Raw genomic sequence first — 24821 nt, 5'->3', positions numbered from 1 at the left:
TATCGGGCCCATGAACGAGCCCCTTCCACGCGACGAGCCCGGGCCCGCACCGACCGGCCCGCTCTCGCTGGGCTCGCCTTCACTGGGCTCGCCTTCATTGGGGTTGACGCCGCTCTCGCGGGTGCGGCTGGACGAGCTCCTGCAGGAGATGCTCGACCGGGTCGGGGAGGTGGTCGCCAGCCGGGAACGGCTGCGTGCCCTGCTCGACGCGGTGGTCGGCATCGGGTCCGACCTCGACCTGCGCAGCACGTTGCAACGCATCGTCGCGGCGGCGTGCGCGCTCGCCGGGGCACGGTACGGCGCGCTGGGCGTGCTCGCGCCGGACAAGACGCAGCTCTCCGACTTCATCACCCACGGCCTGTCCCCGGAGAACCACGCGAAGATCGGCGACCTGCCGCACGGCCGTGGCCTGCTGGGCCTGCTGATCACCGACCCGCAGCCCGTACGCCTCCCGGACATCACCGAGCATCCCCGCTCCTACGGCTTCCCGCCCGAGCATCCCCCGATGCACAGTTTCCTCGGCGTCCCCGTGCGCACCCGCGACCAGATCTTCGGCAACCTCTACCTCGCGGAGAAGCAGGGCGCCGCCCAGTTCACCGACGACGACGAGGAGATCGTGGTGGCCCTCGCCGCGGCGGCGGGTGTGGCGATCGACAACGCCCGCCTGTTCGCCCTCGCCCAGCGCCGCGAACGCTGGCTCTCCGCCGCCGCCGAGATCACCTCCGTGCTGCTGGGCACGGTCCGCCGCCAGGAGGCACTGCAGCTGATCGCCCGCCGGGCCCGCGAGATCGCCGGCGCGGAGCTGGTCCTCGTCCTGCTCGCCGACCCCGGCTTCGAGGACGCCCGCTACCGCATCGAGGTCGCCGACGGCGCCGACGGCCTGGTCGGCCGCATCCTCTCCGTCGACGTCGACGCCCTCCACACCGGCACCGTCAACCTCCGCGACGTCGCCGACTGGCCCGCCCCGGTCCCCGACGGCCCCGCCATGGCCGCCCCCCTCGCCGCCGGCCCGCCCTCCCCCAGCGGCCCACCCACCGTCACCACCCCGGCGTTCGCGGGTAGCTCGCCGTCGGCGGCCACGCGGGCGGATCTGCCGCAGGGTGTGCTGATCGTCGCGGGGCTGGCCGGCGACAACAGTGACGATCCGGCGCTGCTGTCGAGCTTCGCCGGGCAGGCGGCTCTCGCGCTCGAACGGGCCCGCGCCCAGGAGGAACGCGAGCTGCTCGTCGTCCTCGAGGATCGTGAACGCATCGCCCGCGACCTGCACGACGTCGTGATCCAGCGGCTCTTCGCGACCGGGATGCAGCTCCAGGGCGTGGCACCGCACGCACTGCGCCCCGAGGCGGCCAAGCGGATCAACGCGGCCGTCGACGACCTGGACGCCACCATCCGCGACATCCGCCGCTCCATCTTCGAGTTGCGGGCACCCGCGGGCACGACCCTGCGTACCGAACTGCGCGACACCGTCCAGGCCGCCGCCGAAACGCTCGGCTTCCGCCCCACCCTCGACGTCACCGGCCCGATCGACAGCGCGGTCCCCGACGACGTGGTCCCGGAGCTCCTGGCCGTCCTCCGCGAAGCCCTCTCCAATACCGCAAGACACGCTCAAGCCTCATCGGTACGCGTCTCAGCGCGCGCCGCCGACGGCGAAGTCCTCATCCGAGTGGAGGACAACGGCATCGGCACCGACCCCGCCGCAGCCCGGGGCGGCCTGATCAACATGACCGAACGAGCCCGCGACCTCGGCGGCAGTTTCGCCATCACCCCCGCCCCGACCGGCGGAACGATCCTCACCTGGCGCGTCCCCCTCGGGTGACCCGCCGCGACCGCCTGGCGTTCGGCTCAGACGTCGAGCGTCCAGCGCACGAATCGCTGCGTAGGGGTAAATCCGGCCGCTTCGTAGAGCCTGAACGAGCTGAACGGGTTCGCCGAGTCCACCTGCACGACGACCCGGTCGTAACCGTGGCCGGCTGCGGCCCGGAGCCCGCGCCCGATCAGTGCACCGGCGACACCACGCTTCCGGTAGCCCGGTTGTGTCGCGATGAGCATGAAACGCGCGTCGCGGATGCCGGTGGCCGCCGTGTTGGCGTCCCAGGACATCGTCACCAGCATGCCCGCCGGGGTCCCGTCCGCCACGTCCCGGACCAGGAAGCTGACCTCGGGCCGGAATGCCTGGTTGATGACCTCGCTGCGCCAGGAATCCGCGGGCAGCGGCGCCCACAGGTAGTCATCCTTGAACGCCTCGTTACGGACCAGCCGGAACTCCTCGTCGTTGTCCTGCGACCATGGCTCGGCCCGCAGTCCGGCAGGGATCGCGGTGTCACGGATCGCGTCACCGAGCGGGTGCTCCATGTTCTGGTAGTAGCGGGCCGGCAGGAAGCCTTGCGGGCCCAGTAGTTCCGCCAGACCGGCGATACCCTCGAGCCGATGGATGTCGACCACCAGCCTCAGCGTCGGGTGGTGCAGCGCGTGCAGCCGCTTCGCCGCCGCCACCCCGGCTTTCACCAGCCTGGCGCCGAGGCCCCTGCGCCGGTGGCCGGGGGCCACCCCGCCGTCCATGACGATCCGATGGACCTGGTCCGCGTCCGGCTGGTACCGAACTTTCACGAAGCCTGCCATGACGGGTCCGTCGAAGGCGGCGAGGCTGCCGCGTTCCAGCTCCGCATAGGGGTCGGTCAGTTCCTGGAGGGCGTCCTGCTCGTCGTAGTACTCGCCGACCTTGTCGACGGTCTCCATGGCGTTGAGCAGGTCTGCTCCCGCCCTGGCGTCCTGGCTGGTGAGCGGCCGCCAGGTGAGGGAGCTCGAGGCTTCATGCATCCGGCGGAGGCTAATCCCCCTGCGCTGCGGCTGTCGCCTCATTTTCCGGGGATCAGGGGCTCACCGCCGGCCCGGGTCATGGCCCGGCGCGCTCAGACGCTGTCCGCGAATTCGGCGATGACCTGGAGGATCGGGGCTCGGCCGGCGAAGCGCTCCGCGAGGTCACGTCTGTCGTAGCCGGTCTGGGCGGTGCCCGCGGTGGCCAGCATCCGGGGCGCCATCCAGAAGAACTTCGCCGCGCCCGCGACCCGGATCGCGCGGCGGACGTCGTCCGGGTGCAGGGTGCCGCGCGTACCGCGTACATAGGAGTCGGTCACGGTTTCCAGGGCCTCGTCCAGGAGTTTCAGGTCGAGCAAACCGTCCGAGAAGGAGTCCAGGGCGAGGTTCGCCGCGTCCTCACCGATGGGGCCCGGACCCACGTGCGCCCAGTCCAGCAGCACCGGCCCGCGCTGCGCACCGATCAGGTTCATCGCCCACACGTCGTGGTGACACATCGTCCTCGGCAACGCCCGCGCCGCCGCCAGCACCTCGAAACGGCGCTCCCACAACCGCCGCAGCCCGGCCCGCAGCTCCGGCGGCCACGCCGCGACCGCCGCCGGATGGTCCCAGTCGAGGTCATCCGGAACGGGCAGCCCGAGGCCGCCCTCGGTCAGGAAATCCCGGGCGAGCCACTCGGCCTCCATCGGCCCCCGCCCCACCCACGCGGCCTGGGCGACCCCCAGCCGGTACGCGACATCCCCCAGCTCCGCCGGCCCCCACGTCGTGCCGGCCGCACCGGGCACGTCCTCGAGCCACATCGCCACCGAACCATCCGCGCGCTCCTCCACGGACAGACACTCGGGAGCCGACAGGCCACCCTCGGCGAACACCGTCCCCGGCAGCCCGGCCTCGTACGCGTACGGTTCCCTGCGCCAGAAGTTGAAGTGCCCCGGCTCCGCACTCGCCGCCAGATGCGGCAACGCCCCCTCCCGCCGCGGCGTCGCCACCTTCAGCACCACGGGCCCGCCGTCCCGCCGCACCCGCCACACCCCACCGGTGACCTCGTTCGCCGTACCGTGCTCGAGGCCCTCGGCGACCCATTCGTCGCGCACCAGATCGGCCGGAAACGTCATGATCCGAGCCTAGTAAGCCCCCCTCGACGAGAACCATTCCGTCGTGCGGACGATTTATCCCGGCTCAGAAAATGTTAGGTTCGCACGCGCGGGAGTCGGACATGACCACCACGGGCGAACGCGTCGAGGCGGCTACGTCCCCTGACGGCCTGACGACACGCGCTTGAGGTCTGCGCGGAGTTGCTCGTTGCGGGCTGCGGTCACTGCGACGATCTCGGTGAGCAGGTGCTCCATGCTCTCCAGGGTGGCGTCGTCGTAGCCGTCCAGGGCGTTGTTGAGGTGCTCGCCGGTCGGCAGGAAGAACTCCTCGGTCCGGGAGCGGGCCTGGGGCGTGAGGCGCAATCGGACGATGCGGCGGTCGGTGTCCTCGCGGCTGCGGACGACAAAACCGGCCGTCTCCAGTCTGTTCAGCAGCGTTGCCGTGCCTCCGGAGGCGAGGCCGATGCGCTCGGACAGCCGTACCGGTGACAGGGGGTCGCCGGTGGCTTCGGCCCACAGGATCTCCGCGATCGCGACGGCGTCGTTCGCGTGGATGCCCAGCGTGCGGGCCAGATGCCGGGTCAGCTCGACGTGGGTGTCGGTGTAGGTGCGCAGCAGTTGCAGCAGCCTGGACCGCCGGCCGGGCACGAAGAGGGAGTCGGTGTGTTCGCCCGGGACCGCCATGGGTGCACTCTACTCGATCATGCAGTAGCTTCCTGAGCGAGTCACTCTCTCAGAGAGTCTTTTTCAAGGAGGTCCCATGAGCATGACCGACAGCAACCCACCACGGGTCCTCGTGACCGGCGCCGGCATCGCCGGGCCCGCTCTGGCCTGGGGGTTGCGGCGCGCCGGCTTCGCCACGACCCTGCTCGAACGTGCCCCGCAGCAGCGCAGCGCGGGCCAGAACGTCGACATCCGGGGCGCGGGCCATGAGGTTCTGCGGCGGATGGGGCTGCGTGCCGAGGTGGCCGCGGCGGGCACCGGCGAGCTGGGGACACGCTTCCTGCGCCCGGACGGCAGCGTCTACGCCGTCTTTCCCGCCCGTCCCGGCGAGGACGGGCCCACCGCCGAGCTGGAGATCCTACGGGGACAGCTCTCGGCGCTGCTGCTGCGGGCCACGGCGGGCGGGGTCGAGCACCGTTACGGCGATCACCTGGTCGAGGTCGCCCAGGACGGCGACGGCGTCGACGTGGTCACGGCCACCGGTCGCCGGGAGCGGTACGACCTGCTGGTGGTCGCCGAGGGCCGCCGGTCCAGGACCCGTGACCTCGTCCTCCCGTCCGGCTCCGGGGCGAGCTACCACGATCTCGGGCAGTACGTCGCCTACGGCACGATCGACCGCGCCGGGAACGACGACCGGTGGTGGCGATGGCTGACCGCCACGGGCAGGCGCGTCGCGTCATTGCGCCCGGACAACGTCGGCTCCACGCGGGCGACTCTCGCCTTCATGGCCCCGCCGATGGGAGTGGACCGGCTCGATGCGGGGGCGCAGATCAGGGTGCTGCGCGAGCGGTTCGCCGGCGTCGGCTGGGAAACCCCGCGCATCCTGGACGGGTTCGCCGCCCGGCCGGACGAGTTCTACTTCGAGCGCATCGAGCAGGTACGCGTCCCGCGCTGGTCCCACGGCCGGGTCGCCCTCGTCGGGGACACCGCCTGGGGCGCCCCGACGGGAATGGGCACCACACTCGCCCTGCTGGGAGCACACGTCCTGGCAGGAGAGCTCGCCACGGAACGCGACGGCGGCACCCCGTTCGACCCGGCGCGCGCCTTCCGGGCGTACGAGAAAGTGCTCCGCACGCACGTCGAGAGGACGCAGCAGCTGCCTCCGGGGGTCCCCGGGATCGCGTTGCCGGACTCCCGCTGGGGTCTGCGCGTGCTGCACGGCGTCCACCGCCTGACCGCCACCCGGGCACTGCGTACCGTCGCGGAACGCGCCCTGTTGTCCTCCGCTTCCACCAGCCTCGCCCTGCCGGAATACCCTCAGCTGCGAGCGTCCCCGGGAGGAAAATGATGAACGTGGCGGGCCCGGACCGGCAGGCACGGTACGTCGCGGCGCGCGACCAGTTGCGCGACCAGCACACCGCGCTGGTCGCGCTGATCGGGCGGGCGGCTGGCGGCGGGCTGGACCGGGCATGATCCGGCGACCGGCCGCTGGTTCCAGGGGTTGCCCGTCGTGCTGGTGTTAGACGACGACCGGCAGGTGGAGATCGCGTGGCAGCCTGAGCGGTGACCTCCCGCTCGACGAGATCGCCGGCTGGGGGGAGAGCGGGCTGCTGTTCCGGTTCGGGGATGCCGTGCTGCACGTGTTCAACCACCTCGACGACACCGGGATCTCGGACGGGCCGGGCAAGGATGTCCACAGGTTCGGGACCTTCGGCCCTGACCCCCGTGCGGGTGGCGGCGCGACCGTAGAGGAATGAGCGAAACCATGGCCGGGTATGCCGGTGGCGACCTGCGCCTGGCGGCGTCCGCAGCGATCCGGGCGCCCTCGTTGCACAATTCGCAGCCGTGGGCGTTCCGGCTGCGGGACGGTGGGATCGAGGTGCTCGCGGACCGCTCGCGGCAGCTCGCGATCGCGGACAGCACCGGGTGGGCGGTGCGGCTGGCCTGCGGGGCGGCGACGTTCAACGCGGGGCTGGCGCTCACGGCGGCGGGCCGGCCCGCGGCGATCGCGCTCCGGGCGTACGGTGAGATGATCGCGAGACTGACACCCGCGACGCCGCGGCCGCCCACCTACGGTGAGGTCGATCTTGCCTCGGTGATGGCCCGGCGGATGAGCAACCGGCGGCCTTTCTGGCCGGATCCGGTGCCGTCCGAGCTTCGGGTACGCCTCATCGACGCCGCCCGGACCGGGACGGCGTGGCTGGAACTGCTCGTGGGGACAACCGCGCTGACGGCGTTCGGCGAGATCGCGCGCAGTGCGGACAGGGTGCTCCGGCGCAACCCCCGCTACCAGGCGGAACTCGCCGGATGGACATACGTCACCGCGGCCTTCGACGGGGTCCCGGTGAGCGCGGGCGCCCCACTGCCCGAGCCCCAGGACCTCCTCCCCCAGCGACCGTACGGAGACCGCCGCCGCACCCCCGGCCGCGACTTCGAACCGGAGCCGCTCGTGGCGATCCTCGGCACCACCGGCGACCGCCCCGTGGACCAGGTCGCCGCGGGCCTCGCCCTGCAACGCGTCCTGCTCACCGCGACCGGCGCGGGCCTGGCCACCTCGATGATCTCCCAGCCGATCGAGGTCCCGGCCGCCCGCGACCAGCTCCGGCGTTCGCTGCGCCGCGACGGCGTGCCACAGATCGCCCTGCGCATCGGGTACGGCCGTCCGGGCCGCCCCACGCCCCGGCGCCCGCTGGAGGAGGTCCTGCGAACCCCCGGATAGCCTGTGCGGATGCGCAAAGGTTGTGACGCGGGCGACGTGCGCCGGGTCGCGCTCGGGCTGACCGGCGTGGCCGAGATGGAGAGCGACGGCTTCGACTTCCGGGTGGGCAACAAGGGATTCGTCTGGTCCTATCCGGAACGGCTGCCCGGGAAGCCGCGGGTGATCCGCACGGACATCGCGGTGCTCTACGTCGGCGACGAGGCGGAGAAGCAGGCGTTGCTGCTCGGCGAGCCCGAGCTGTTCTTCACCACATCCGGGTACGACGGCCTGCCACTGGTGATGCTACGGCTGGCGAAGGTCGACGCGGAACGCCTCACGGAATTGATCACCGACGCCTGGCAGATGCGCGGCCTGTGAGCCGCCGGGGGCCTTTGAGCCGCGCGGGGGTTGCGGTCGGGGGCGGGCAGGGCCAGCGTGGTGGCATGTGGCCGATGCCGGAATCCGAGTGCTGGTTGCATCCCGCGGTGCGGGTCCGGGCATCGGCGATCGCGGGTGAGGGGCTCTTCGCCGCCGACGACATCCCGGCCGGCACCGCGCTCTCCCGGCTCGGCGGCCACCTCGTCACCGGCCAGGAGCTGCAGCAGTTACTGACGGGGTCGACAAGCTACGTGGACACCATCACGGTCTTCGACGACTCGCACCTGGTCCTCCCACCCGGGCAGCCCAACGGCAAGGCCAACCACAGCTGCGACCCCAACCTGTGGTGGGACGAGCCCTACACCCTCGTCACCCGCCGAGCCGTCCGGGCCGGCGAGGAGCTCATCAACGACTACGCCACCAGCACCGCCGACCACGACTACACCATGGTCTGCCGCTGCCCGGCGATGACCTGCCGCGACCTGATCACCGGCGACGACTGGCGCCGCCCCGACCTGCGCGAACGCTACGGCAGCCACTGGGTCCCCGCCCTGCGGCACCGCATCGACCTCGACCCCGGCAAGAAGAAGAGGCGCTAGCTCAGGAAGGTGCGGGCGCCGCGCAGGCGGGTGGTCAGACGGGATTGGGACAGGGAGCAGTCGAGGCGTACGTCGAGGGCGCCCGGCAGGCCCGAAGCCGCGCGCAGGCCGGTGGGCAGGGCCGTTTCGTCGAGGCCGTCGCGGCGGGCGATCAGGACCCCGAGCTGGTGGCGGCTGATCGCGTCGGCGCCGGCGAGGTGGTGCATCCCGGAGTACGCCGACCGCGCCAGCTCCAGCAACGCCGCCGCCAGGTCCCCGACATGCACCGGGCAGCGCACGTCATCGGTGAACAGCACGCCCTCACGCGCACCCGAGGCAAGCCCGTGCACGGCGATCTCCTGAAGGGACTCCCCGCCGCCGATGATCAATGAGGTGCGGGCGATGACGGCTGCCGGGGCCAGGCCGCGCACGGCGGTTTCGGCTGCGGCCTTGGCGGCTCCGTACGGTGTGACCGGGTCCGGCGTACACGTCTCGTCATAGCGGGGTGCCCGCCCGGAGAAGACCGCGTCGCTGGAGACGTGCACGAGTCGCGCACCGGCACGCACCGCGGCGTCAGCGACGTGCATGCCGCCGTCCGCGGTGGTCGCCCAGTCTGTCTGCAGGTATGCGGCGTTGATGACCACCTGCGGCCGTACCCGCCCGACCAGGTCCACCGTCGCGGCCCGGTGCCTGATGTCGAGCCCGCGCCATTCGACGCCGGGAATCTCCCGCGGCCCGCTGTGGAACGTCGCCGTGACGCGGTCCCCCGCGAGCTGCGCCTGCCGGGCGACCTCCCGGCCGAGAAATCCGCTGCCGCCCACCACCAGAAGATCCATCCGATGACGGTACGCACTCACGACAACCGTGACACCAGAACGTCAGCGGCCGGGCACGCCGTCTCCCGGGTCGCCTCGACGACGTGGCTCGTGCCGGGGTTCGGGGCGCCGAGCGTGAGCGCGATGTCCAGCAGGTCCCGGGCAGCCTCGGAGAACGCGGCGGGGAGGAACGTGAAGGCGTCGCCGCCCTCGTCCAGGATGTCCACCGCGGCCTCGAACGCGGGTGCGAGGGTCACGCCGCTGTCGCGCAGCATCCGGCCGCCCTGGTTGCTCGCCACATATCGCGGGTGCAGCGCCCGGCCGCGGCTCGTGATCTGCGCGTCGAAGCTCAGGACGGCGAGGAGCACCGCGCTGCTCTGCACGACGGAATGCCCGAGCCGTACGGCCTGGCGTTTGCTCTCGTACTCGATCAGCGGCACGATCATCCCGCCGTCGCGGTCCAGCATCCGCCGTGCCAGTGTCCGCCGGGCCAGTGTCCGCCGAGGACCGTGCCCGCCCAGCACCCCGATCGAGGACAGCGCCCCGATCAGCGGCGCGGCCGGCCGGGTGTCCGACGACCGCCGGCCCGACCCCCAGGGTAGCGACGGCCCCGTCCACCACGACCGCAGCAGCCGCGTCCCGAGCACCGCACCGTCAGCGGCCCGCCCGGCCCGGTCCAGCGCCACCGACAGCGAGTCACCCCACTGCGGTCCCGCGTCGAGCCCGCGCGCCGCGAGCACCCGCCACCGCACCTCGCGCAGATCCGGATCGTAGAGACCGCCGGCCGCCGCGGGGACATCACCGGCCGGCACGACGGGCGCACCGGCGTCGACCGCCCGTTCGTACGCGGATCGCAGATTCTGGACAGCTCGTTCGCTCAGCGCCGGGATCATCAGGAAACTCTCAGCCTCCAGAACGTTGCAGCTTCAACCGTCGGGGGAAAGAGTGGAACCATGCCGACGACCGTGAAGCGCCTCGCCATCGGGCTCACCTCCCTCACCGCCATCGTCGCGGGCTTCGGCATGGCGGCGACCCCACCGAGGTCCGTCGCGGCGACGCCGGTCGAGAGCCGCCTCTCGACGTCGGTGACCGGCGAGGCGACAACCCTGACGATCCGCCTGGAACCGGCCGCCCCTACCGCGCGTGACTGCTGAACCCCGCACCTGGCCGCAGCGTGTGCCACGCGAGGATCGCTAACCGCGCACGTCGTCGTGGTGCGCCTGGAGCGCGTCGTCCATCCCGGCCAGAAACCGCTGCACGGTCGCCAGCTCGTCGTCGGTGAAATCCTTCATGACCTGATCGGTACGCTGCCCGAGCGGCCCGAAGAACGTCCGCGCGAGCGCCATCCCCGGCTCCCCGTAGCGAAGATGCACCACCCGCCGGTCACTGCTCTCCCGGCTGCGGCGCAGATGCCCGGCCCGCTCGAGGCGGTCGATCGCCGCGGTGGTCGCGCCGGACGAGAGCCCCAGCTCCTCCCCCAGCCGCCCCGGCGTCAGCGGATCGCCGTGCCCCTCGGCGTGCATGACCGCGATCAGCGCCTGCAGATCCGTGTGGTGCAAACCGTTGCGCTGCGCGAATGCCTGCCCTACGTGCTGGGCACGGACGCTGTAGGAGCGCAGGAGGTTGACGATTTCCTCGCGGAGGAGGTCCCGCTTCGTCTCTCGCGCCCGGTACACGTACCCCAGTGTTGCAGATCGTGCCCGGCTCAGTAAGACTCTCGATGGTCGAGATACTTTGCCATCGAGAGGATTTGTCGTGTTGCGAACCCTGACCGGACGGCTGACGGCCTGGCTGGTGCTGGCCGTCGCCCTGCTCGCGGCGGGGGCGGTGCTCGGCTTCTCCGGCTCGGTCCGCACCTCGAACGATCCCACCGCGGTCCTGCCCGGCGGCGCCGAGTCGACCCGGGTCGCCGCGATCGAGCGCGAGCTGCCCTCGGGGCAGAGCAATCCCGCGCTGATCGTCTACAGCCGCGACGGCGGCGCGCTGACCGCCGCCGACCAGGCGAAGATCGCCGCTGACGCCACGGCGCTCAAGGGACAGCCGATCTTCTCCCCGAACAAGGACGCGGCCCTGGTCGCCGTGGACCTGCCCGCGAACCTGCCGGCCGACGAGCTCATCGACCGGGTCGCGCAGTTGCGGGCGAGCGCCGCGCAGGGGCTGCCGGACGGCCTGACCGCGCAGGTGACCGGGGGTGCGGGCTTCGCCGCGGACATCGCCGACAGTTTCACGGGCGCCAACACGAACCTGCTCCTCGTCACGGTTGTCGTGGTGGCGGTGCTGCTGCTCATCACGTACCGCAGCCCCCTGCTCTGGCTTGTGCCCCTGATCGTGGTCGGCGTCGCCGACCGGGTGGCCAGCGGCCTGATCGCCGTGCTCTCGCGGCACACGGACCTGACCGTGGGTGACTCGACCGTCGGCATCGTCACCGTCCTGGTGTTCGGCGCGGGCACCGACTACGCGCTGCTGCTCATCTCCCGTTACCGCGAGGAGTTGCACCTGCACGAGGACCGCCGCGAGGCGATGCGCCGGGCCCTGCGCGGTGCCGGGCCGGCCGTGATCGCCAGCGCCGCGACCGTCGTGCTCAGCCTGCTCACCCTGCTGCTGGCCAGCCTCGGCGACACGGTCGCGCTGGGTGTCACCGCCGCGCTGGGCATCGGCGTGGCCGCGCTCTTCGCGCTGGTCGTGCTCCCGCCCGCGCTGGTGGTCTGCGGCCGTGGCCTGTTCTGGCCGTTCATCCCGAAGGTCGGCGACGAGCTCAGACACGGTCTGTGGTCGAGGGTCGGTAACGCTGTGGCACGGCGTCCCGGGTTGGTCACCGTCGTGTCCATCGTGATCCTCGGCGCGCTCTCCGCGGGCATCCCCGGCACCCAGCTCGGCCTGTCGCAGACCGAGCAGTTCCGGGTCAAGGCCGAGTCCGTCGAAGGCCTCGACACGCTGAGCCGGTCGTTCCCCGCCGGAGCCGCGGACCCGGCCGTCGTGCTCACCGACCCCGCGCACGCCCAGGAGGTCCTCGCGGCCGTCACCGCGACCGCGGGAGTCGCCCAGGCCAGGATCGCCGAGCAGACCGCGACGGTGGTCCGGATCGCCGCGACCCTCACGGCCGCACCCGACACCCCCGAGAGCTACGAATCCATCCGTACGCTCAGAGCGGACCTCCCCGCCGACGCGCTGGTCGGTGGCAGCGTGGCGACCGCGCTCGACAAACGGGACGCGTCGCGCCACGACCTCGAGGTCATCGTTCCGGTCATCCTGCTCATCGTGCTGCTGGTCCTCGGTGTGCTGCTGCGCGCGGCGGTCGCGGCGGTGCTGCTCATCGTCACCGTGATCGCGAGTTTCGGGGCAGCGCTGGGCGCCGGATCGCTGCTCTTCCGCACCGTTCTCGGATATCCGGGACTCGACAACCAGGTTCCGCTGTACTCGTTCCTGTTCCTCGTCGCGCTCGGCGTCGACTACAACATCTTCCTGGTGACAAGAGCACGAGAAGAGGCCGCCCAGCGGGGTACGCGCGACGGAATGGTGCACGCCCTGGCCGCCACCGGTGCGGTGATCACGAGTGCGGGCATCCTGCTGGCCGCGGTCTTCGGCGTGCTCGGGGTGCTGCCGATCATCACGCTCACCCAGATCGGCGTCATCGTCGGCGTGGGTGTGCTGCTCGATACGCTGCTCGTGCGTACGGTGCTGGTCCCGGCCCTGGCCACCCTCCTGGGTGACCGGTTCTGGTGGCCCGCTCGCCCCGCGGCCCTTGCCCGGACCCCCTCCGATGCCTGATGCTGATCACCCTCGCGTGCGTATCCCGCGAGAAAAAGTCGGGCTGGCATTGAACCCCTCGGATCAGCCGAACGGCTGATGCCCGCGGATCGGGTGAGCTCACATATTTCTTCTTTAATTTACGCCTAAGAATGTATAAAGGTTCTGGCGTGAAATGGCTTTCCGGCTCCCGGGCACCTACCGTTCGGGAGCCAGCTCATATGGGGCCCGAAAGGGCGTCGGTAATCCTGGAAAAGGTTGCTGACGATGAGCGAAAGACTACAGAAGAGGTATCACCCATGCGAAGGTCGTCTTCCCGCCGGGCCGCTACCCGCCGCGGCCCCGACCGTCGTCTCATCGCCGGCGCCGCGGTCCTCGTGGCGATCGGCGGTGTCATCGGCTTCACCCAGTTCGCCAACGCGGACGAGACCAAGGTCGCCGCGTGTTCCGCCCCGGCCGCCGCCTCGTCGCAGGAGCCGGGCGGCGCGAAGAGCGCCACCGACCCGAAGATCGGCGACTACGTCGACAAGAACGGCAAGCTGCAGCACAAGGGCGACGGGCAGCTGGCCAAGGGCGAGAAGGCCCCCGAGCCGGAACCGGTTGCCGAGTGCACCGAGGGCGCGACCATCAAGAAGACGGTCAACGGCCTCGAGATCCTCGAGAACACCTGCGAGAACACGAAGCTCGCGGCGCACACCGGCTTCCAGGACGGCGACCGCTGCGTGTCCACCGAGTTCGGCGAGGTCGGCGAGGCGGCGAAGAACCCCACGCTGCTGATCACGGACTCCCCCGAGCAGGTCACCGTGGGCCAGCCCTTCACGCTGAAGGTCAGCACCCGCAACCTGGTCCGCGACCGCTTCCTCGCCGCCGGGCAGGGCGGCTACTACGTCGAGAGCTCCGTGCTCACCGCCGAGGGCCTGGTCCGCGGCCACTTCCACACCGCCTGCCGGATGCTGGAGAGCACCACCGAGGCCGTCGACCCCTCCCCGGTCCCGGCGTTCTTCGTCGCCACCGAGGACGGCAAGGGCGGCGCGACCCCCGACACCGTCACGATCCAGGTCCCCGGCCTGCCGCAGGAGGGCACCGCCCAGTGCGCCTCGTGGGCCGGTGACGGCTCGCACCGCGTGCCGATGATGCAGCGCGCCAACGAGACCCCCGCCATCGACGCGGTCCGCCTCAAGGTCAACGCCGCCGCGGGCGGCGGCAACGGCGATGACCAGGGCGACGACGGTGACGACCAGGGCAACGGCGGCAACAACGGGGGCGGCGGCAACAACGGCGGTGGCAACAACGGGGGCGGGAACAACAACGGCGGCGGCGACAACGCCGGTGGCGGTAACGGTGCCGAGCAGCCGGATCCGGCTGAGAGCAGCGCCGCACCGGAGACCGAGACCGGCACCACGCCGCCGAAGTCCCCGACCGTGACCATCCCGCCGACGACGAAGCCCGCCACGGGCACCGACGGCCAGGCCGAGTCGACCACCTCCCCCAAGCCGACGAAGACCACGGTCAAACCGACGACCGAGGCCCCGGCCGACAGCGACGACTCGGACGATTCCACCAGCGGCGGCTCGACCGGTGGTGGCTCGACCAGCGGCGGCTCGACCAGCGGTGGCTCGTCGGGCGACAGCGGCTCGTCGGGCGAGGCCGAGGAGGAGACCCCGGCGCAGAACGTGCAGGGGAACAAGACCTCGACGCCGAAGCCGAGCAAGTCCTCCGCGGCGGCGACCACCGGCGACTCCTCTGACGACGACGGTGCCCCCGACGCGGTCGCGCCGACCGCGCAGCACCTCGAGGACGAGGACATCCAGGCGTCGAACGAGAACAAGCTCGCCCTCACCGGCGCCAACGTCATGACGGCCGTGCTCGGCGGCGCCGTCCTGATCCTGGCCGGCTTCCTGGTCCTCAGCGTCACCCGGCGCCGGCGCTCCGGCGGCCAGTAGCCACCAGCGAGGTTCAGCATCCCGGCCCGGGTCGTCCACGTGACGTCCCGGGCCGGTTCTGTCCGAAAGGGACATGGTATTTGCGCTGGTGGATTGGTAGGTTCCCAGCGCATGGAAGCCTTCGATCAACTCGCCGAGCTCTACCAGGGCGAGCACAGCCACAATCCCTTCCAGACCGCCCTCGTCGAACGGATCGCCGCGCAGCTGCCCCCGAGCGCGATCCTCGACCTCGGCTGCGGCACCGGCGTGCCCACCGCGAAACTGCTCACCGAGGCCGGTCACCGCGTCATCGGCGTCGACATCGCCGAGGGCATGCTGCGCCTGGCCCGCGAGCAGGTCCCGCAGGCCGAGTTCCGGCACGCCGACATCCGCGAGCTCCCCGACGACTACGGCCCGTTCGGGGCGGTCACCGCCTTCTTCTCCCTGCTGATGCTCAGCCGCGCCGACATCGAGAAAACCCTGGCCCGCATCACCGGCTGGCTCGAGCCCGGTGGCCTGTTCGCCCTGGGCATGGTCAACCTCGACGCCGACAGCCTCCCCGTCGAGTTCCTCGGCGTCCCCGTCCACGTCACCGGCTACCCCCAGGACCAGCTCGCCGCCACACTCACCGAGGCCGGCTTCACTCTCGACAGCATCGAGACCGTCGACTTCACCCCGGCCGGCGGCCCGCCGGAGAGCCAGATCTTCGCCCTGGCCCGGTTGTCCTAACCGGCGCGGAAGGTGCGGCGATAGGTTTCCGGGGGTACGCCGAGCTGCCCGCTGAAGTGGCGGCGCAGCTCATCCGGGCCTCGCGGGCCAGGTCACGCACCGTGGTGGGCCGGTCGAGGCGGTCGAGGGCCCAGGGCAGGACGTCGCCCAGGACGTGGCCGGCGCCGTGGGCGACCGCGGCCGGGATGAACTGCGCCTGGCCGCCGGGTCGGTGCGGCGGGACCACCAGGGTGCGGGCGAGGGTGTTGGCGACGGCGGTGCCGTGGTCCTGGCGTACGAGATGCAGGCAGAGATCCATGCCCGCGGCCTTGCCCGCGGAGGTCAGGACGTCGGTGTCGTCGACGTAGAGGACGCCCGGGTCGACCCGCACCGCCGGATATCTGCGCTGCATGAGGGCGGTGTGCGCCCAGTGGGTGGTGGCGCGGCGGCCGTCGAGCAGCCCCGCCTCGGCCAGCACGAACTGCCCGCGTTCAGCCAGCCGCCCACCCTCGCGCCGTCGTCGCCGCAGATCGTGAACGAGTACCACGGGTCGGCCAGCTCCCGGTCCACGCCGAACACCTCGCACGCCGCGGCCAGCTCGAACAGCGGCGTGCCGTCGGTGACGGCGAGGGCAACAGAATGCATGTCCGAAACTGTACGGGTGACGGCGTAGACGTCAGGCCCTCAGATAACGCAGCACGGCCAGGACCCGGCGGTGGTCGTCGGCCGCCGTGGGCAGACCGAGGGCGATGATCTCCACCACCGCCGACCTCGCCCGCTTCGACGCCGCGCTGTTCGGCGGTCGGCTCCTGCGACCTCAGCAACAGCGGGAACTGCTGACCACCAGCGCAAGGTCCCGGGCCGGCCACCGGTTCCGGATGCCGGCGCGGCCTACCTCACGATGGTCACCAGCGTCCTCTGCCCTCGTTGAGACGGCTCTGAGGGACGCCTGTCCGAAACTGTACGGGTAACGGCGTTCGGGACACTCCCGGCCGGCGTCCGCGACGGCGATCCTGGTGGCATGTCCTACCGAATCGCCGTACCGGGCGCCGCCGGTCACACCGGCCGTTTTGTCATCGCCGAGCTGGAGCACCACGGCGTGACCCCGGTTGCCTGCGACCGCACGACCGACCTGGACACGGCGCTGCGGGACGCCGACGCCGTCATCAACTGCGCCGGCCCGTTCGCCGCCACCGCCGACCCGACCATCACGGCCGCGGTCCGGGCCGGCATCCCGTACCTCGACGTCACCGCGGAGCTCGAGGTCGTCACCAGCACCTTCGACCGTTACGCCGGCGCACCCGTCCCGATCGTCCCGGCAGCCGGGTTCTTCGGCGGCCTCGGTGACCTGCTCGCGACTGCCGTGGCCTTCCAGGGCACGGAAAGGCTCACCATTGCGTACGCCCTGAGCGGCTGGCGCCCCACCCCGGGAACCCGCGCGACGGGCCGGGCCTCCTCCCAGCGTCGCGGCGGACTGCGCCCGGTGCACACCGGCGGGAAACTGCAGTTCCGCGACGGCGCCCAGCCCCGCACCGACTTCGCGTTCAGCATCGGCATCCGCCCGGTCGTCGCCGAGTTCACCATGGCGGACAGCGCCACCATCCCCACCCACCTGGACATCCCCGACATCGACACCTATATGACCACCAACGCGGTCGACGACCTGCACGCCGCGGACCCCTCCGGCCCGGCCGCCGTGGACGCGCACGGCCGGTCCGCGCAGACCTTCCACATCGAGGTCGTCGCGATCGGCGGCGGCGAGCAACGCCGCATCACTTACGCCGGCCGCGACATCTACGCCATCACCGCGCCGCTCGTGGTCGGCGCAGCCCTGCGAATCCTCGCCGGGGACGGCGCCACGAAAGGTCCGGCGTCGCTCGGCGCCCGTTTCACCCTCGACGCCCTGCTCGGACCCGGCGGGCGAGAACAAGGTCATGGGTGAGTACGACGTGGACGGCGGTCTCAACCAGGTCCGACACGGTACGGTCTGACGTGCCCAACGATCGACGCCTGCCCATCATCGTGGCGATCGCCGCGCTCCTGCTCGCCACCGCGGGCGTGTGGTTGTCAGCCGGCGCGGGCGGGGACACGCACCACGCGCACGCCGTCGTCGGCGGGGTGCCGCTGGACGAGGTTCATCCGCCCGGCGACCGGCATCCCGGGGTGGTGGTGGCGCACGGGTTCGCCGGGTCGGCGCGGCTGATGGCACCGTTCGGGGACACGCTCGCCGCGCGGGGCTATGTGGTGGTGCTGCTCGACTTCAGCGGGCACGGCGCCAACACGCACCCCATGCCGGACGGCGACGACGCGCTGCAGCACGACCTCGACGTCGCGCTGGCCCATCTGCGCTCGCTGCCCGATGTGGACCCCGCCCGCATCGCGCTCGTCGGGCACTCCATGGGCGCCACAACCGTCACTCGCTACGCCGCAAGCCATCCGGACATCAGCGCCACGGTCGCCATCTCCCTGCCCTACGCCTCGATCGCCCGGACCGGCGACCCGCAGCACCTGCTCCTGATGGTGGGCGCTCTGGAATTCCCCGCATTCCACGAGGTCGCCACCACCGCCGCCGCGGTCAGCCCCGACCGCTCCCTGGTGGTCGTCCCCGCCGTCGAGCACATCTCCATCCTGTACGCGCCCCGCACCCACCGCGAAACCGCGGCCTGGCTCGACCAATCCCTCGGCAGACCCGCCGATCCCGGCGGGCTCCCCTCCCCCTTGCGGCGTCCCGCAGGCGCGGTGCTCCTGTTGCTCGCCTTCGCAATCGGCCTGTTCCCCCTCGCATGGCTCCTCCTCGGCCGGCCGATCGCCGGACCGGACCGCCCCGACGCACCACTGGCCGGCCGGCCGATCGCCGCATCGGACCGTCCCGACGGACCGCCGGCCGGATGGTTCCGCTTCGATGCGCCGCTGGTCGGCCGCGTCTGCGTGGTTGCCGCTGGTGCCGCACTGGTGGGTGCGCTGCTGGCCCCGATCCTGCCGAGCAACAGGCTGCCGCTGGACCTGGGCGGCTACGTCGTGGGGCTCATGGGGGTGACAGGCGCGCTGCTCCTCGCGTACACGATGAGGGCAAAGACCGGACGCAGAGCCGGACCGAAGATCCAGGTCTTGATCATGGTGTACGCCGCCGGCGCGATCACTGTGCCCCTGCAGCTCGGCGTGACCCACGTCGTGCCCACGGGCATCCGCTGGTGGTTGCTCCTGGCGGTCTGGGCCGCCTTCACCCTCCTCACGTACGCCACCGAGCGCGCCACCAACGGCAACGTCCACGCCACCCTGGCCGTGTCGGCGATCACGCTCCTGGCCCTGACCGGAGCGGCGATCACGGGCCTGACCTCGTCCTTCGTCCTGCTGGTAGTGCCGCTGCTGGCCCTGCTCATGCTGTGGCAGGCAGCCTGGAGCACCCTCCTGAACCGCGCCGGCGCCTCCCGCTGGCTGACCGCCGCCGCCGGCTCCCTCCTGCTCGCCTGGCCCATCGCCACCGCCCTCCCGATCACCGGCGCGTAACCGGCGGGCCGGCAGTGCCGCAGCCGTCCTTCCGCGACGGCCGGTTCGCGACCACGGTCGGGCTCCGGCCACCTCGATCCGCTCGACCGCTACCGTCCACGCGTGCCACCGCTGATCTTCCTCGACGTCGACGGCCCCCTGATCCCTTTCCGCGCACGGCCGGGCAGCCGGCCGGCGACCGCGCAGGGTGAGGGCGGCAACCCGCTGCTGGACCGGCTCGATCCCGCGGACGGGCGGCGGCTGATCGGGCTGGGGTGCGAGCTGGTCTGGGCGACCACCTGGATGCACGAGGCGAACGAGACGGTGGCACCGTTGCTCGGTCTCCCCCGGCTGCCCGTCGTCGACTGGCCGGACGAGGATGAGGACCCCGGAGACGGTCTGCACTGGAAGACGATCGCGCTGACCCGGTGGGCGGACGGGCGGCCCTTCGTCTGGCTGGACGACGAGACGACCGGTGCCGACCGGCGCTGGGTGGCGGCGAATCACCCCGGACGCGCGCTCGTGCACCGGGTCGATCCCCTCGCCGGCCTGACGGACGCGGACTTCGCCGCGGTGCAACGGTGGTTGGGTCAGGCGTCGCCGCAGACCTGATCGCCCAGATCTGAGCGGTCGTAACGAACCTGGCGTCCGTCCCTGCTGCCCACGACGAGCCCGGCATCGCGCAGAGTCGTCAGGTGGTGCGACGCCGTTGCCGGCGAGATTCCGAGCGTCGCAGCCACCTCGCCCGTGCTGTGCGGTGCGGCGACCAGCGTCAGCACGGCTGCCCGGGTGGCACCGAGCAGCGCCGACACCGCGGCTCCCGGGACCGGGCCCGGGGCGTTCCACAATGTGCCGAACCCGCGCGGTGGGTACCAGAGGGCCGATCCGCGTGGTGATGAGGTCAGGGCGAACACCTTCGGCCCGGCGAAGGCTGACGGGAGCAGGGTCATGGCCTGGCCGGCGTACGTTTCGGCCAGGCCCCGCGCCGGATCGGTGGCGAAGATCGAGATCTCGGGCGGCGGCTCGCTGCCTTTCCAGGCCAGGTCCATCTCGTACGCGACCAGGTCGAGCGGCGTCGCCGCGATCTGGGCCAGCTCGTCGCGGAGCCGGGGGCGGGGAAGCCCGATCGCGGGGACCGGGGTGAGGAAGTCGGGCAGCCACACGTGCGGGTGCGCGACCACGGCAGGCAGGGTCCTCAGGCCCAGGGCGGCGAGGGCCGGAGTGACGCGGGCGCGCCAGGACGCGTACATCCAGAATCTGTCCGTTTCCTGGAGCGCGACCAGGCTCGCCATGGTCTCCGCCATCGGGGAGTGGCCGACGCGGACCTCGGCGGCGGTGAGCTCGAACGTGAGCATGCGACCATTCGAGCACAGTCGAACGGTTACCCCTCACCGCGTACCCGGAGCCAGGATCGGGCCATGAGGTACACGAAGCTGGGGCGGACCGGGCTGCAGGTGTCGCGGGTCTGTCTCGGGACGATGAATTTCGGCTGGCTGACCACCGAGAGCGAGAGCCACGCGATCCTGGCGCGGCACATCATCGCGTCCTGCGAGGCTTCGCTGCGGCGGTTGCGGACCGACTGGATCGACCTGTTCCAGCTGCATCACGTGGAGCGCGGCACCCCGTGGGAGGAGATCTGGCAGGCCCTGGAAATCCTCACCCGGCAGGGCAAGATCCGGTACGCGGGTTCGTCGAACTTCGCGGGCTGGCACCTCGCCTGCGCCCAGGCCGCCGCCGATCGCCGCAACTATCTCGGTCTCGTCTCCGAGCAGGCAAAATACAACCTGCTCACCCGGCACGTGGAGCTCGAGGTGCTACCAGCGGCGATCGAGCTGGGGATCGGCGTGCTGCCGTACTCTCCGCTGCATTTCGGCGCGCTCTCCGGGGCGCTGCGCAAACAACGGGAGAACACCGGCGTCCGCACGGCCCGCGACGCCGCGGTCCGGGTCGAGCCGCACGTCGCCGCGCTGGAACGCTACGAGAAGCTGTGCGCCGGGCTGGGCCTGGAACCGACCGCGGTAGCCCTCGCGTGGCTGCTGTCCCGGCCCGGCGTCACCGCGCCGGTCGTCGGCCCGCGCGTTCCCGGGCAGCTGGATCAGGCCCTGCTCGCCCTGGAGACCACGCTCTCCGCGGAGACGCTGAGCGCCCTCGACGACATCTTCCCGCCGATCGGCAACGGCGGCCCGGGTCCGGAGGCCTGGGCCTGGTAGATCTGGGCCTGGTAGATGTAGTGACGTGCACACCGTCGAACTGCTGCCCGACGAGCAGCTCGAGGCCGGCGTACGCCATCTGTGGTCACTCCTGGCCGCCGCCGGCCTGCCGAGCCTCGCCACCCACCCCCACCCGACCAACCGCCCGCACCTGACAATGATCACCGCCGAGTCGCTGCAGGGGCTGAGCCCGCTACGGCTACCGGTCGCGGCGGAACTCGGACGGGTGCGCATCCTCGGGCGAGCCCTGGTCCGCGAGGTGACACCGACCGCCGAACTCCGCGCCCTCCAGACCGCCATCTGGACCTCCCTGACCGCCGCGAACCCCTGGCCCCCGCCACCGGACTTCGTCCCGCACGTCAGCCTGGCCCTCAAGATCACCGAAACCGCCCATGACGAAGCACTTCATCTACTCGCCGACCTGCCACCCGCGCGCGGAAGCTTCGTCGCCGCACGCAGTTACAACTCACAGACGCGTACCGTGACCGAGCTGTAGCTGGATGTCCTCACCTGGCCGTGGGGGCTGCCGATCATGGGCGTCATGCAACGGCCGGGGATCGACGACCACACCGCGGAGTACTGGGCGCGGCAGGTTCGGCTGGGGTCGGGGATCGCCGGTGGGGTGACCCTGCTGGCCTCGGTACGCGTGGCCGTGAACTGGGCGGCCGACATCCGATGGTGGGTGGCGCCGCTGCTGGTCGCCGCTGCCGTGGTGCAGGCCGCTGCGGTGGCGCTCCCGTGGCGGCGTTACGTCCGCATTCATCGGCTGCGCCGGTGGCTTCTGCTCTGGTGGGTGGCCGAGCTGCCGATCCTGTGGCTGTTCGCGGCGAACGACGAGCAGGGCGTGACGGCGTACCTGCCGTGTGTGGCGTTGCTGTTGATCACCTCGTCGATGCTGTACGGGCCGGCCGTGGTCGTCGCGGTCGGCGTGACCTCGGTCGTGGGACTGCTGGGGCTGGTGCAGTTGCGCGTCGGCGTCAACGCCGTCGCGGTCGTCACGCTCGCCGCGATCCTGGCCAGCGTCGCCGCCCTGTGCGCGGTCGGGGCGCAGAACCGGCGACGGCTGCACGCCCGGCGCCGCTCGGTCGAGCACCGCGCCGAGCTGCTGCTCGAGGCGTCGTCCGACGCGGTGTTCGCGATCGACAGGAACTTCCACATCCACTACGTGAGCCCGTCGGTGCAGACCGTTCTCGGGCGGGCACCCGCCGAGTTCACCGGGGAACTGCTCGGCGAACTGATGCACCCCGACGACCGGATCCTCGCCCGGTCCTGGATGGCCGCGCTGTTCGAGGCCCCGGAAGGCGGGACCAGCCGCATCGAGATGCGGATCCAGGGCGCGTACGGCACGTGGGTGCACCTCGACGTCATCGGCACCAACCGGCACGGCGACCCGGACCTGCGCGCGGCCGTGATCAGTCTGCGGGACATCGGCGGGCGCCGGGCCCTGGAACAGGAGCTCAGCCGGCAGGCGTTCACCGACTCGCTGACCGGCCTGCCGAACCGGGCACTGTTCCGGGACCGGCTCGCTCAGGCCGTCGCCCGGATCGACGACACCGAGATCGGCGTGCTCCTGCTCGACCTCGACGACTTCAAACTGATCAACGACGACCTCGGGCACAGCCTCGGCGACGAACTGCTGGCCACGATCGCCACCCGGCTCAGCCGCGAGATCGGCCCCGGCGACGTCCTCGCCCGGCTCGGCGGCGACGAGTTCGCGGTGCTGCTCGAGGACACCGACGAACCGGCCGCGGTGGCGCTCGCCGAACGGTTGCTGCGTGCCGGCCGCGAACAGATCCGCCTCGGCAGCCGCGAGGTCACGTGCTCGCTGAGCATCGGCATCGCCGGCGGCACCCGCCCCGCCGAGCAGCTCCTGCGCGACGCCGACCTGGCCATGTACGCGGCGAAACGGGCCGGCCGCAACGCCTACGCCGTGTTCGACCCGTCGATGTCACGCTCGGTGCTCGAAGAGGCGCAGCAACGCGTCGACATGGAACGAGGCCTCGCCGAGGACCAGTTCGAGGTGCTGTACCAGCCGGTCGTCGACATGCGCACCCGGCGGGTCACGGGGGTCGAGGCGCTCGTGCGGTGGCGGCATCCGGAGCGGGGGCTGCTCAGCCCGTACTGTTTCATCGCCGCGGCCGAGGCGAACGGCCTGATCGTGCCGCTGGGCCGCTGGGTCCTGCGCCGCGCCTGCGCACAACTCGCGCGCTGGCGTGCCGAAACGCCCGCCGCCGCCCACCTGAGGATCAACGTCAACCTCTCCGCCCGCCAGTTTCAGTACGCCGGCCTGGTCGACGACGTCGCCGCCGCCCTCTCCGACGCGGGCATCCCCGCGAACCACCTCACCCTCGAGATCACCGAATCCATGCTCATGGCGGACATCACCGCGGCGATCGAGACCCTGGGCGCCCTGCGCAGCCTCGGCGTCAGCCTGGCCATCGACGATTTCGGTACGGGCTACAGCTCCCTCAGCTACCTCAAACAACTCCCCGTCGACATCATCAAAATCGACAAGTCCTTCGTCGACGGCGTCGACACCGACCCCGACGACCACGCCCTCGTCAACGCCATGGTCGGCCTCGGCAAAGCCCTCCGCATGCAGACAGTCGCCGAAGGCATCGAAACCGACGCCCAATGGTCCGTCCTGCGCCGCATCGGCTGCGACCACGGCCAGGGCTACCTCTTCGGCCGCCCCGCCGACCACGCCACGGTCCTCGGCCTCCTCACCACCGAGGACCTCCCCGCCGCGGCCTGAGACTGGCACGACCCGGGGTTGGCACGACCCGGGGTTGCCGCGGCCCGGGGTTGCCGCGGCCCGGGGTTGCCGGGTCACGGCCAGAATGCTGCCACCTCGGGGGCTGCGGCTCGGCCGATGTCGCGGCCGGCTCGGGCGGAGGCCGCGCCGGTGGACGGGGAGAGGGCGTCCACCGGAATATCGGTGTCGCGGCGGGCCGGGGTTCGGTACACACGCCACATGCGTGAGGAGAAGATGTCGGGCGGCGTCCTGCACTTCGTCGGGCGTTCGCTGGACTCCATGTACGACCTGCTCACCGGCGTGCTGGCCGACAGCTCGCCGTACGGAACCCTGTACGCCCTGCTCCGCGACTGGGCCGACGACGAGCGGGAGCCGTGGGACGTGATCCGCCGCAAGACCCGGTTCATCGGGGTCGTCTCCCGGCGCCTTGGCGGCGCAGAAGCCGTACCCGAGGAAATGGGTCGCGACGCTCACTAGTGCGTGACGGATGCGCCGCTTTCGCGCCAGGCGCGTTCCTTGGCGACCCACTCGTTGTCCTGCGGGAATTCCTCGATGCCGGGCACCCGGCGGATCTCGATGCTCGAGCCGGGGAAGGCCGGGATCCGCTTCGCCCACTCGACCGCCTCCTGCTGCGAGGCGACCTCGAGCAGGTAGAAACCACCGAAAAGTTCCCTGGTCTCACCGTACGGCCCGTCGGTGACCACCGGGCTCTCGCCGCCGAGGTCGACCACCACACCCTGCCCCGGATCGTCCAGCCCCTCGGCGGCGAGCAGCACGCCCGCCTTGATCAGCTCCTCGTTGAACCGGCCCGTCGTGGCCAGCATCTCCTCGAACGGCGTGGCCATCATGGCCGCGGTCGTCTCGTCGGTGCCTCGCATGATCAGCATGTACCTCGGCATCGGGTTCTCCCTCATCGGGCGGGACCGTCCCTCGGCCCTCGCCCCCACACGTCG

27 protein-coding genes are annotated in these 24821 nt (G+C 71.5%); 17 read left to right on the top strand and 10 right to left on the bottom strand.

Going from position 1 to position 24821, the window contains the following annotated elements; genetic code table 11:
- The first annotated feature begins 10 nt into the window (after positions 1 to 10).
- The gene (locus Aco04nite_RS43615; RefSeq protein ID WP_213003061.1) at positions 11 to 1816 is read left to right on the top strand and encodes a GAF domain-containing sensor histidine kinase; all 1806 of its coding nucleotides are present in this window, start codon (positions 11 to 13) and stop codon (positions 1814 to 1816) included.
- A 26-nt stretch (positions 1817 to 1842) separates the two neighbouring features.
- Here the strand turns inward: Aco04nite_RS43615 and Aco04nite_RS43610 are convergent, their stop codons facing one another.
- The 3 genes from Aco04nite_RS43610 to Aco04nite_RS43600 form a co-directional block, all read right to left on the bottom strand.
- Entirely contained in the window at positions 1843 to 2817 is a 975-nt protein-coding gene (locus Aco04nite_RS43610) for a GNAT family N-acetyltransferase (protein ID WP_213003060.1), read from the bottom strand.
- A 92-nt stretch (positions 2818 to 2909) separates the two neighbouring features.
- Positions 2910 to 3929 (bottom strand): aminoglycoside phosphotransferase family protein, encoded by a 1020-nt coding sequence (locus tag Aco04nite_RS43605; protein ID WP_213003059.1) that lies wholly within the window; start codon positions 3927 to 3929, stop codon positions 2910 to 2912.
- A 132-nt stretch (positions 3930 to 4061) separates the two neighbouring features.
- The gene (locus Aco04nite_RS43600) at positions 4062 to 4592 is read right to left on the bottom strand and encodes a MarR family winged helix-turn-helix transcriptional regulator (protein WP_213003058.1); all 531 of its coding nucleotides are present in this window, start codon (positions 4590 to 4592) and stop codon (positions 4062 to 4064) included.
- 76 nt (positions 4593 to 4668) lie between these two features.
- On the opposite strand from Aco04nite_RS43600, the gene Aco04nite_RS43595 reads away from it, so the two are divergent.
- The 5 genes from Aco04nite_RS43595 to Aco04nite_RS43580 all read left to right on the top strand — a co-directional run bounded on the left by Aco04nite_RS43595 (position 4669) and on the right by Aco04nite_RS43580 (position 8246).
- Entirely contained in the window at positions 4669 to 5919 is a 1251-nt protein-coding gene (locus Aco04nite_RS43595) for an FAD-dependent monooxygenase (RefSeq protein WP_213003057.1), read from the top strand.
- Complete coding sequence (locus tag Aco04nite_RS49860) at positions 5916 to 6044, top strand: hypothetical protein (protein WP_280519489.1); 129 nt, start codon at positions 5916 to 5918, stop codon at positions 6042 to 6044. Before Aco04nite_RS43595 ends, Aco04nite_RS49860 begins: the two co-directional genes overlap by 4 nt.
- Before the next feature lie 280 nt (positions 6045 to 6324).
- The gene (locus tag Aco04nite_RS43590) at positions 6325 to 7290 is read left to right on the top strand and encodes an Acg family FMN-binding oxidoreductase (RefSeq protein WP_244876728.1); all 966 of its coding nucleotides are present in this window, start codon (positions 6325 to 6327) and stop codon (positions 7288 to 7290) included.
- A 9-nt stretch (positions 7291 to 7299) separates the two neighbouring features.
- Positions 7300 to 7647, top strand: a complete 348-nt coding sequence (locus Aco04nite_RS43585) for an MmcQ/YjbR family DNA-binding protein (RefSeq protein ID WP_213003056.1) — start codon at positions 7300 to 7302, stop codon at positions 7645 to 7647.
- 74 nt (positions 7648 to 7721) lie between these two features.
- Positions 7722 to 8246: an SET domain-containing protein gene (locus tag Aco04nite_RS43580; protein ID WP_213003055.1), complete on the top strand. Its 525-nt coding sequence runs from the start codon at positions 7722 to 7724 to the stop codon at positions 8244 to 8246.
- On the opposite strand, the gene Aco04nite_RS43575 is transcribed toward Aco04nite_RS43580, so the two are convergent.
- Positions 8243 to 9061: an SDR family oxidoreductase gene (locus tag Aco04nite_RS43575; RefSeq protein WP_213003054.1), complete on the bottom strand. Its 819-nt coding sequence runs from the start codon at positions 9059 to 9061 to the stop codon at positions 8243 to 8245. The two genes, Aco04nite_RS43580 and Aco04nite_RS43575, sit on opposite strands and share 4 nt — an antisense overlap.
- A 17-nt stretch (positions 9062 to 9078) precedes the next feature.
- Positions 9079 to 9933, bottom strand: coding sequence for a hypothetical protein (locus Aco04nite_RS43570; RefSeq protein WP_213003053.1), 855 nt, complete (start codon positions 9931 to 9933; stop codon positions 9079 to 9081).
- 60 nt (positions 9934 to 9993) lie between these two features.
- Between Aco04nite_RS43570 and Aco04nite_RS43565 the strand changes: the two genes are divergently transcribed.
- Positions 9994 to 10194, top strand: coding sequence for a hypothetical protein (locus Aco04nite_RS43565; RefSeq protein ID WP_213003052.1), 201 nt, complete (start codon positions 9994 to 9996; stop codon positions 10192 to 10194).
- A 39-nt stretch (positions 10195 to 10233) separates the two neighbouring features.
- On the opposite strand, the gene Aco04nite_RS43560 is transcribed toward Aco04nite_RS43565, so the two are convergent.
- Positions 10234 to 10716 (bottom strand): MarR family winged helix-turn-helix transcriptional regulator, encoded by a 483-nt coding sequence (locus tag Aco04nite_RS43560; RefSeq protein ID WP_213003051.1) that lies wholly within the window; start codon positions 10714 to 10716, stop codon positions 10234 to 10236.
- Between the two features lie 79 nt (positions 10717 to 10795).
- On the opposite strand from Aco04nite_RS43560, the gene Aco04nite_RS43555 reads away from it, so the two are divergent.
- The 3 genes from Aco04nite_RS43555 (at position 10796) to Aco04nite_RS43545 (ending at position 15438) form a co-directional block, all read left to right on the top strand.
- The gene (locus Aco04nite_RS43555) at positions 10796 to 12808 is read left to right on the top strand and encodes an MMPL family transporter (RefSeq protein ID WP_213003050.1); all 2013 of its coding nucleotides are present in this window, start codon (positions 10796 to 10798) and stop codon (positions 12806 to 12808) included.
- A 278-nt stretch (positions 12809 to 13086) separates the two neighbouring features.
- Positions 13087 to 14730, top strand: coding sequence for an LPXTG cell wall anchor domain-containing protein (locus tag Aco04nite_RS49380; RefSeq protein ID WP_244876727.1), 1644 nt, complete (start codon positions 13087 to 13089; stop codon positions 14728 to 14730).
- 111 nt (positions 14731 to 14841) lie between these two features.
- Positions 14842 to 15438, top strand: coding sequence for a class I SAM-dependent DNA methyltransferase (locus tag Aco04nite_RS43545; RefSeq protein ID WP_213003049.1), 597 nt, complete (start codon positions 14842 to 14844; stop codon positions 15436 to 15438).
- On the opposite strand, the gene Aco04nite_RS43540 is transcribed toward Aco04nite_RS43545, so the two are convergent.
- Positions 15380 to 15964, bottom strand: coding sequence for a DJ-1/PfpI family protein (locus tag Aco04nite_RS43540; protein WP_244876726.1), 585 nt, complete (start codon positions 15962 to 15964; stop codon positions 15380 to 15382). The two genes, Aco04nite_RS43545 and Aco04nite_RS43540, sit on opposite strands and share 59 nt — an antisense overlap.
- A 474-nt stretch (positions 15965 to 16438) precedes the next feature.
- Between Aco04nite_RS43540 and Aco04nite_RS43535 the strand changes: the two genes are divergently transcribed.
- The 3 genes from Aco04nite_RS43535 to Aco04nite_RS43525 all read left to right on the top strand — a co-directional run bounded on the left by Aco04nite_RS43535 (position 16439) and on the right by Aco04nite_RS43525 (position 19515).
- Positions 16439 to 17359: a saccharopine dehydrogenase family protein gene (locus Aco04nite_RS43535; protein ID WP_213003047.1), complete on the top strand. Its 921-nt coding sequence runs from the start codon at positions 16439 to 16441 to the stop codon at positions 17357 to 17359.
- A gap of 50 nt (positions 17360 to 17409) precedes the next feature.
- Positions 17410 to 18924, top strand: a complete 1515-nt coding sequence (locus Aco04nite_RS43530; protein ID WP_213003046.1) for an alpha/beta hydrolase — start codon at positions 17410 to 17412, stop codon at positions 18922 to 18924.
- A gap of 111 nt (positions 18925 to 19035) precedes the next feature.
- Positions 19036 to 19515 (top strand): HAD domain-containing protein, encoded by a 480-nt coding sequence (locus Aco04nite_RS43525; RefSeq protein ID WP_213003126.1) that lies wholly within the window; start codon positions 19036 to 19038, stop codon positions 19513 to 19515.
- Here Aco04nite_RS43525 and Aco04nite_RS43520 read toward each other — a convergent pair.
- Positions 19494 to 20258 carry an ArsR/SmtB family transcription factor gene (locus Aco04nite_RS43520; RefSeq protein WP_213003045.1) on the bottom strand — a complete coding sequence of 255 codons (765 nt, stop codon included), beginning with the start codon at positions 20256 to 20258 and terminating at the stop codon, positions 19494 to 19496. The genes Aco04nite_RS43525 and Aco04nite_RS43520 overlap by 22 nt on opposite strands.
- Before the next feature lie 63 nt (positions 20259 to 20321).
- Here Aco04nite_RS43520 and Aco04nite_RS43515 point away from each other — a divergent pair, with 63 nt between their 5' ends.
- From Aco04nite_RS43515 to Aco04nite_RS43505, 3 genes are read left to right on the top strand one after another with little or no spacing between them, the layout of a single operon-like run.
- Positions 20322 to 21113 (top strand): aldo/keto reductase, encoded by a 792-nt coding sequence (locus tag Aco04nite_RS43515; protein ID WP_213003044.1) that lies wholly within the window; start codon positions 20322 to 20324, stop codon positions 21111 to 21113.
- Between the two features lie 25 nt (positions 21114 to 21138).
- The gene (locus tag Aco04nite_RS43510) at positions 21139 to 21609 is read left to right on the top strand and encodes a 2'-5' RNA ligase family protein (protein WP_213003043.1); all 471 of its coding nucleotides are present in this window, start codon (positions 21139 to 21141) and stop codon (positions 21607 to 21609) included.
- 45 nt (positions 21610 to 21654) lie between these two features.
- Positions 21655 to 23868: a putative bifunctional diguanylate cyclase/phosphodiesterase gene (locus tag Aco04nite_RS43505; protein ID WP_213003042.1), complete on the top strand. Its 2214-nt coding sequence runs from the start codon at positions 21655 to 21657 to the stop codon at positions 23866 to 23868.
- A 74-nt stretch (positions 23869 to 23942) separates the two neighbouring features.
- Here the strand turns inward: Aco04nite_RS43505 and Aco04nite_RS43500 are convergent, their stop codons facing one another.
- Positions 23943 to 24089, bottom strand: coding sequence for a hypothetical protein (locus Aco04nite_RS43500; RefSeq protein ID WP_213003041.1), 147 nt, complete (start codon positions 24087 to 24089; stop codon positions 23943 to 23945).
- Between Aco04nite_RS43500 and Aco04nite_RS43495 the strand changes: the two genes are divergently transcribed.
- Positions 24088 to 24345, top strand: a complete 258-nt coding sequence (locus Aco04nite_RS43495; RefSeq protein ID WP_213003040.1) for a hypothetical protein — start codon at positions 24088 to 24090, stop codon at positions 24343 to 24345. The genes Aco04nite_RS43500 and Aco04nite_RS43495 overlap by 2 nt on opposite strands.
- On the opposite strand, the gene Aco04nite_RS43490 is transcribed toward Aco04nite_RS43495, so the two are convergent.
- Positions 24342 to 24767, bottom strand: coding sequence for a YciI family protein (locus Aco04nite_RS43490; protein ID WP_213003039.1), 426 nt, complete (start codon positions 24765 to 24767; stop codon positions 24342 to 24344). The two genes, Aco04nite_RS43495 and Aco04nite_RS43490, sit on opposite strands and share 4 nt — an antisense overlap.
- Positions 24768 to 24821: the final 54 nt, after the last annotated feature.

Source organism: Winogradskya consettensis (assembly GCF_018332715.1).
In the GTDB taxonomy this organism is placed as follows: Bacteria; Actinomycetota; Actinomycetes; order Mycobacteriales; family Micromonosporaceae; genus Actinoplanes; species Actinoplanes consettensis.
Note: the sequence above shows the minus strand (reverse complement) of the source record. Positions and strands in the feature narration are given on the sequence as shown.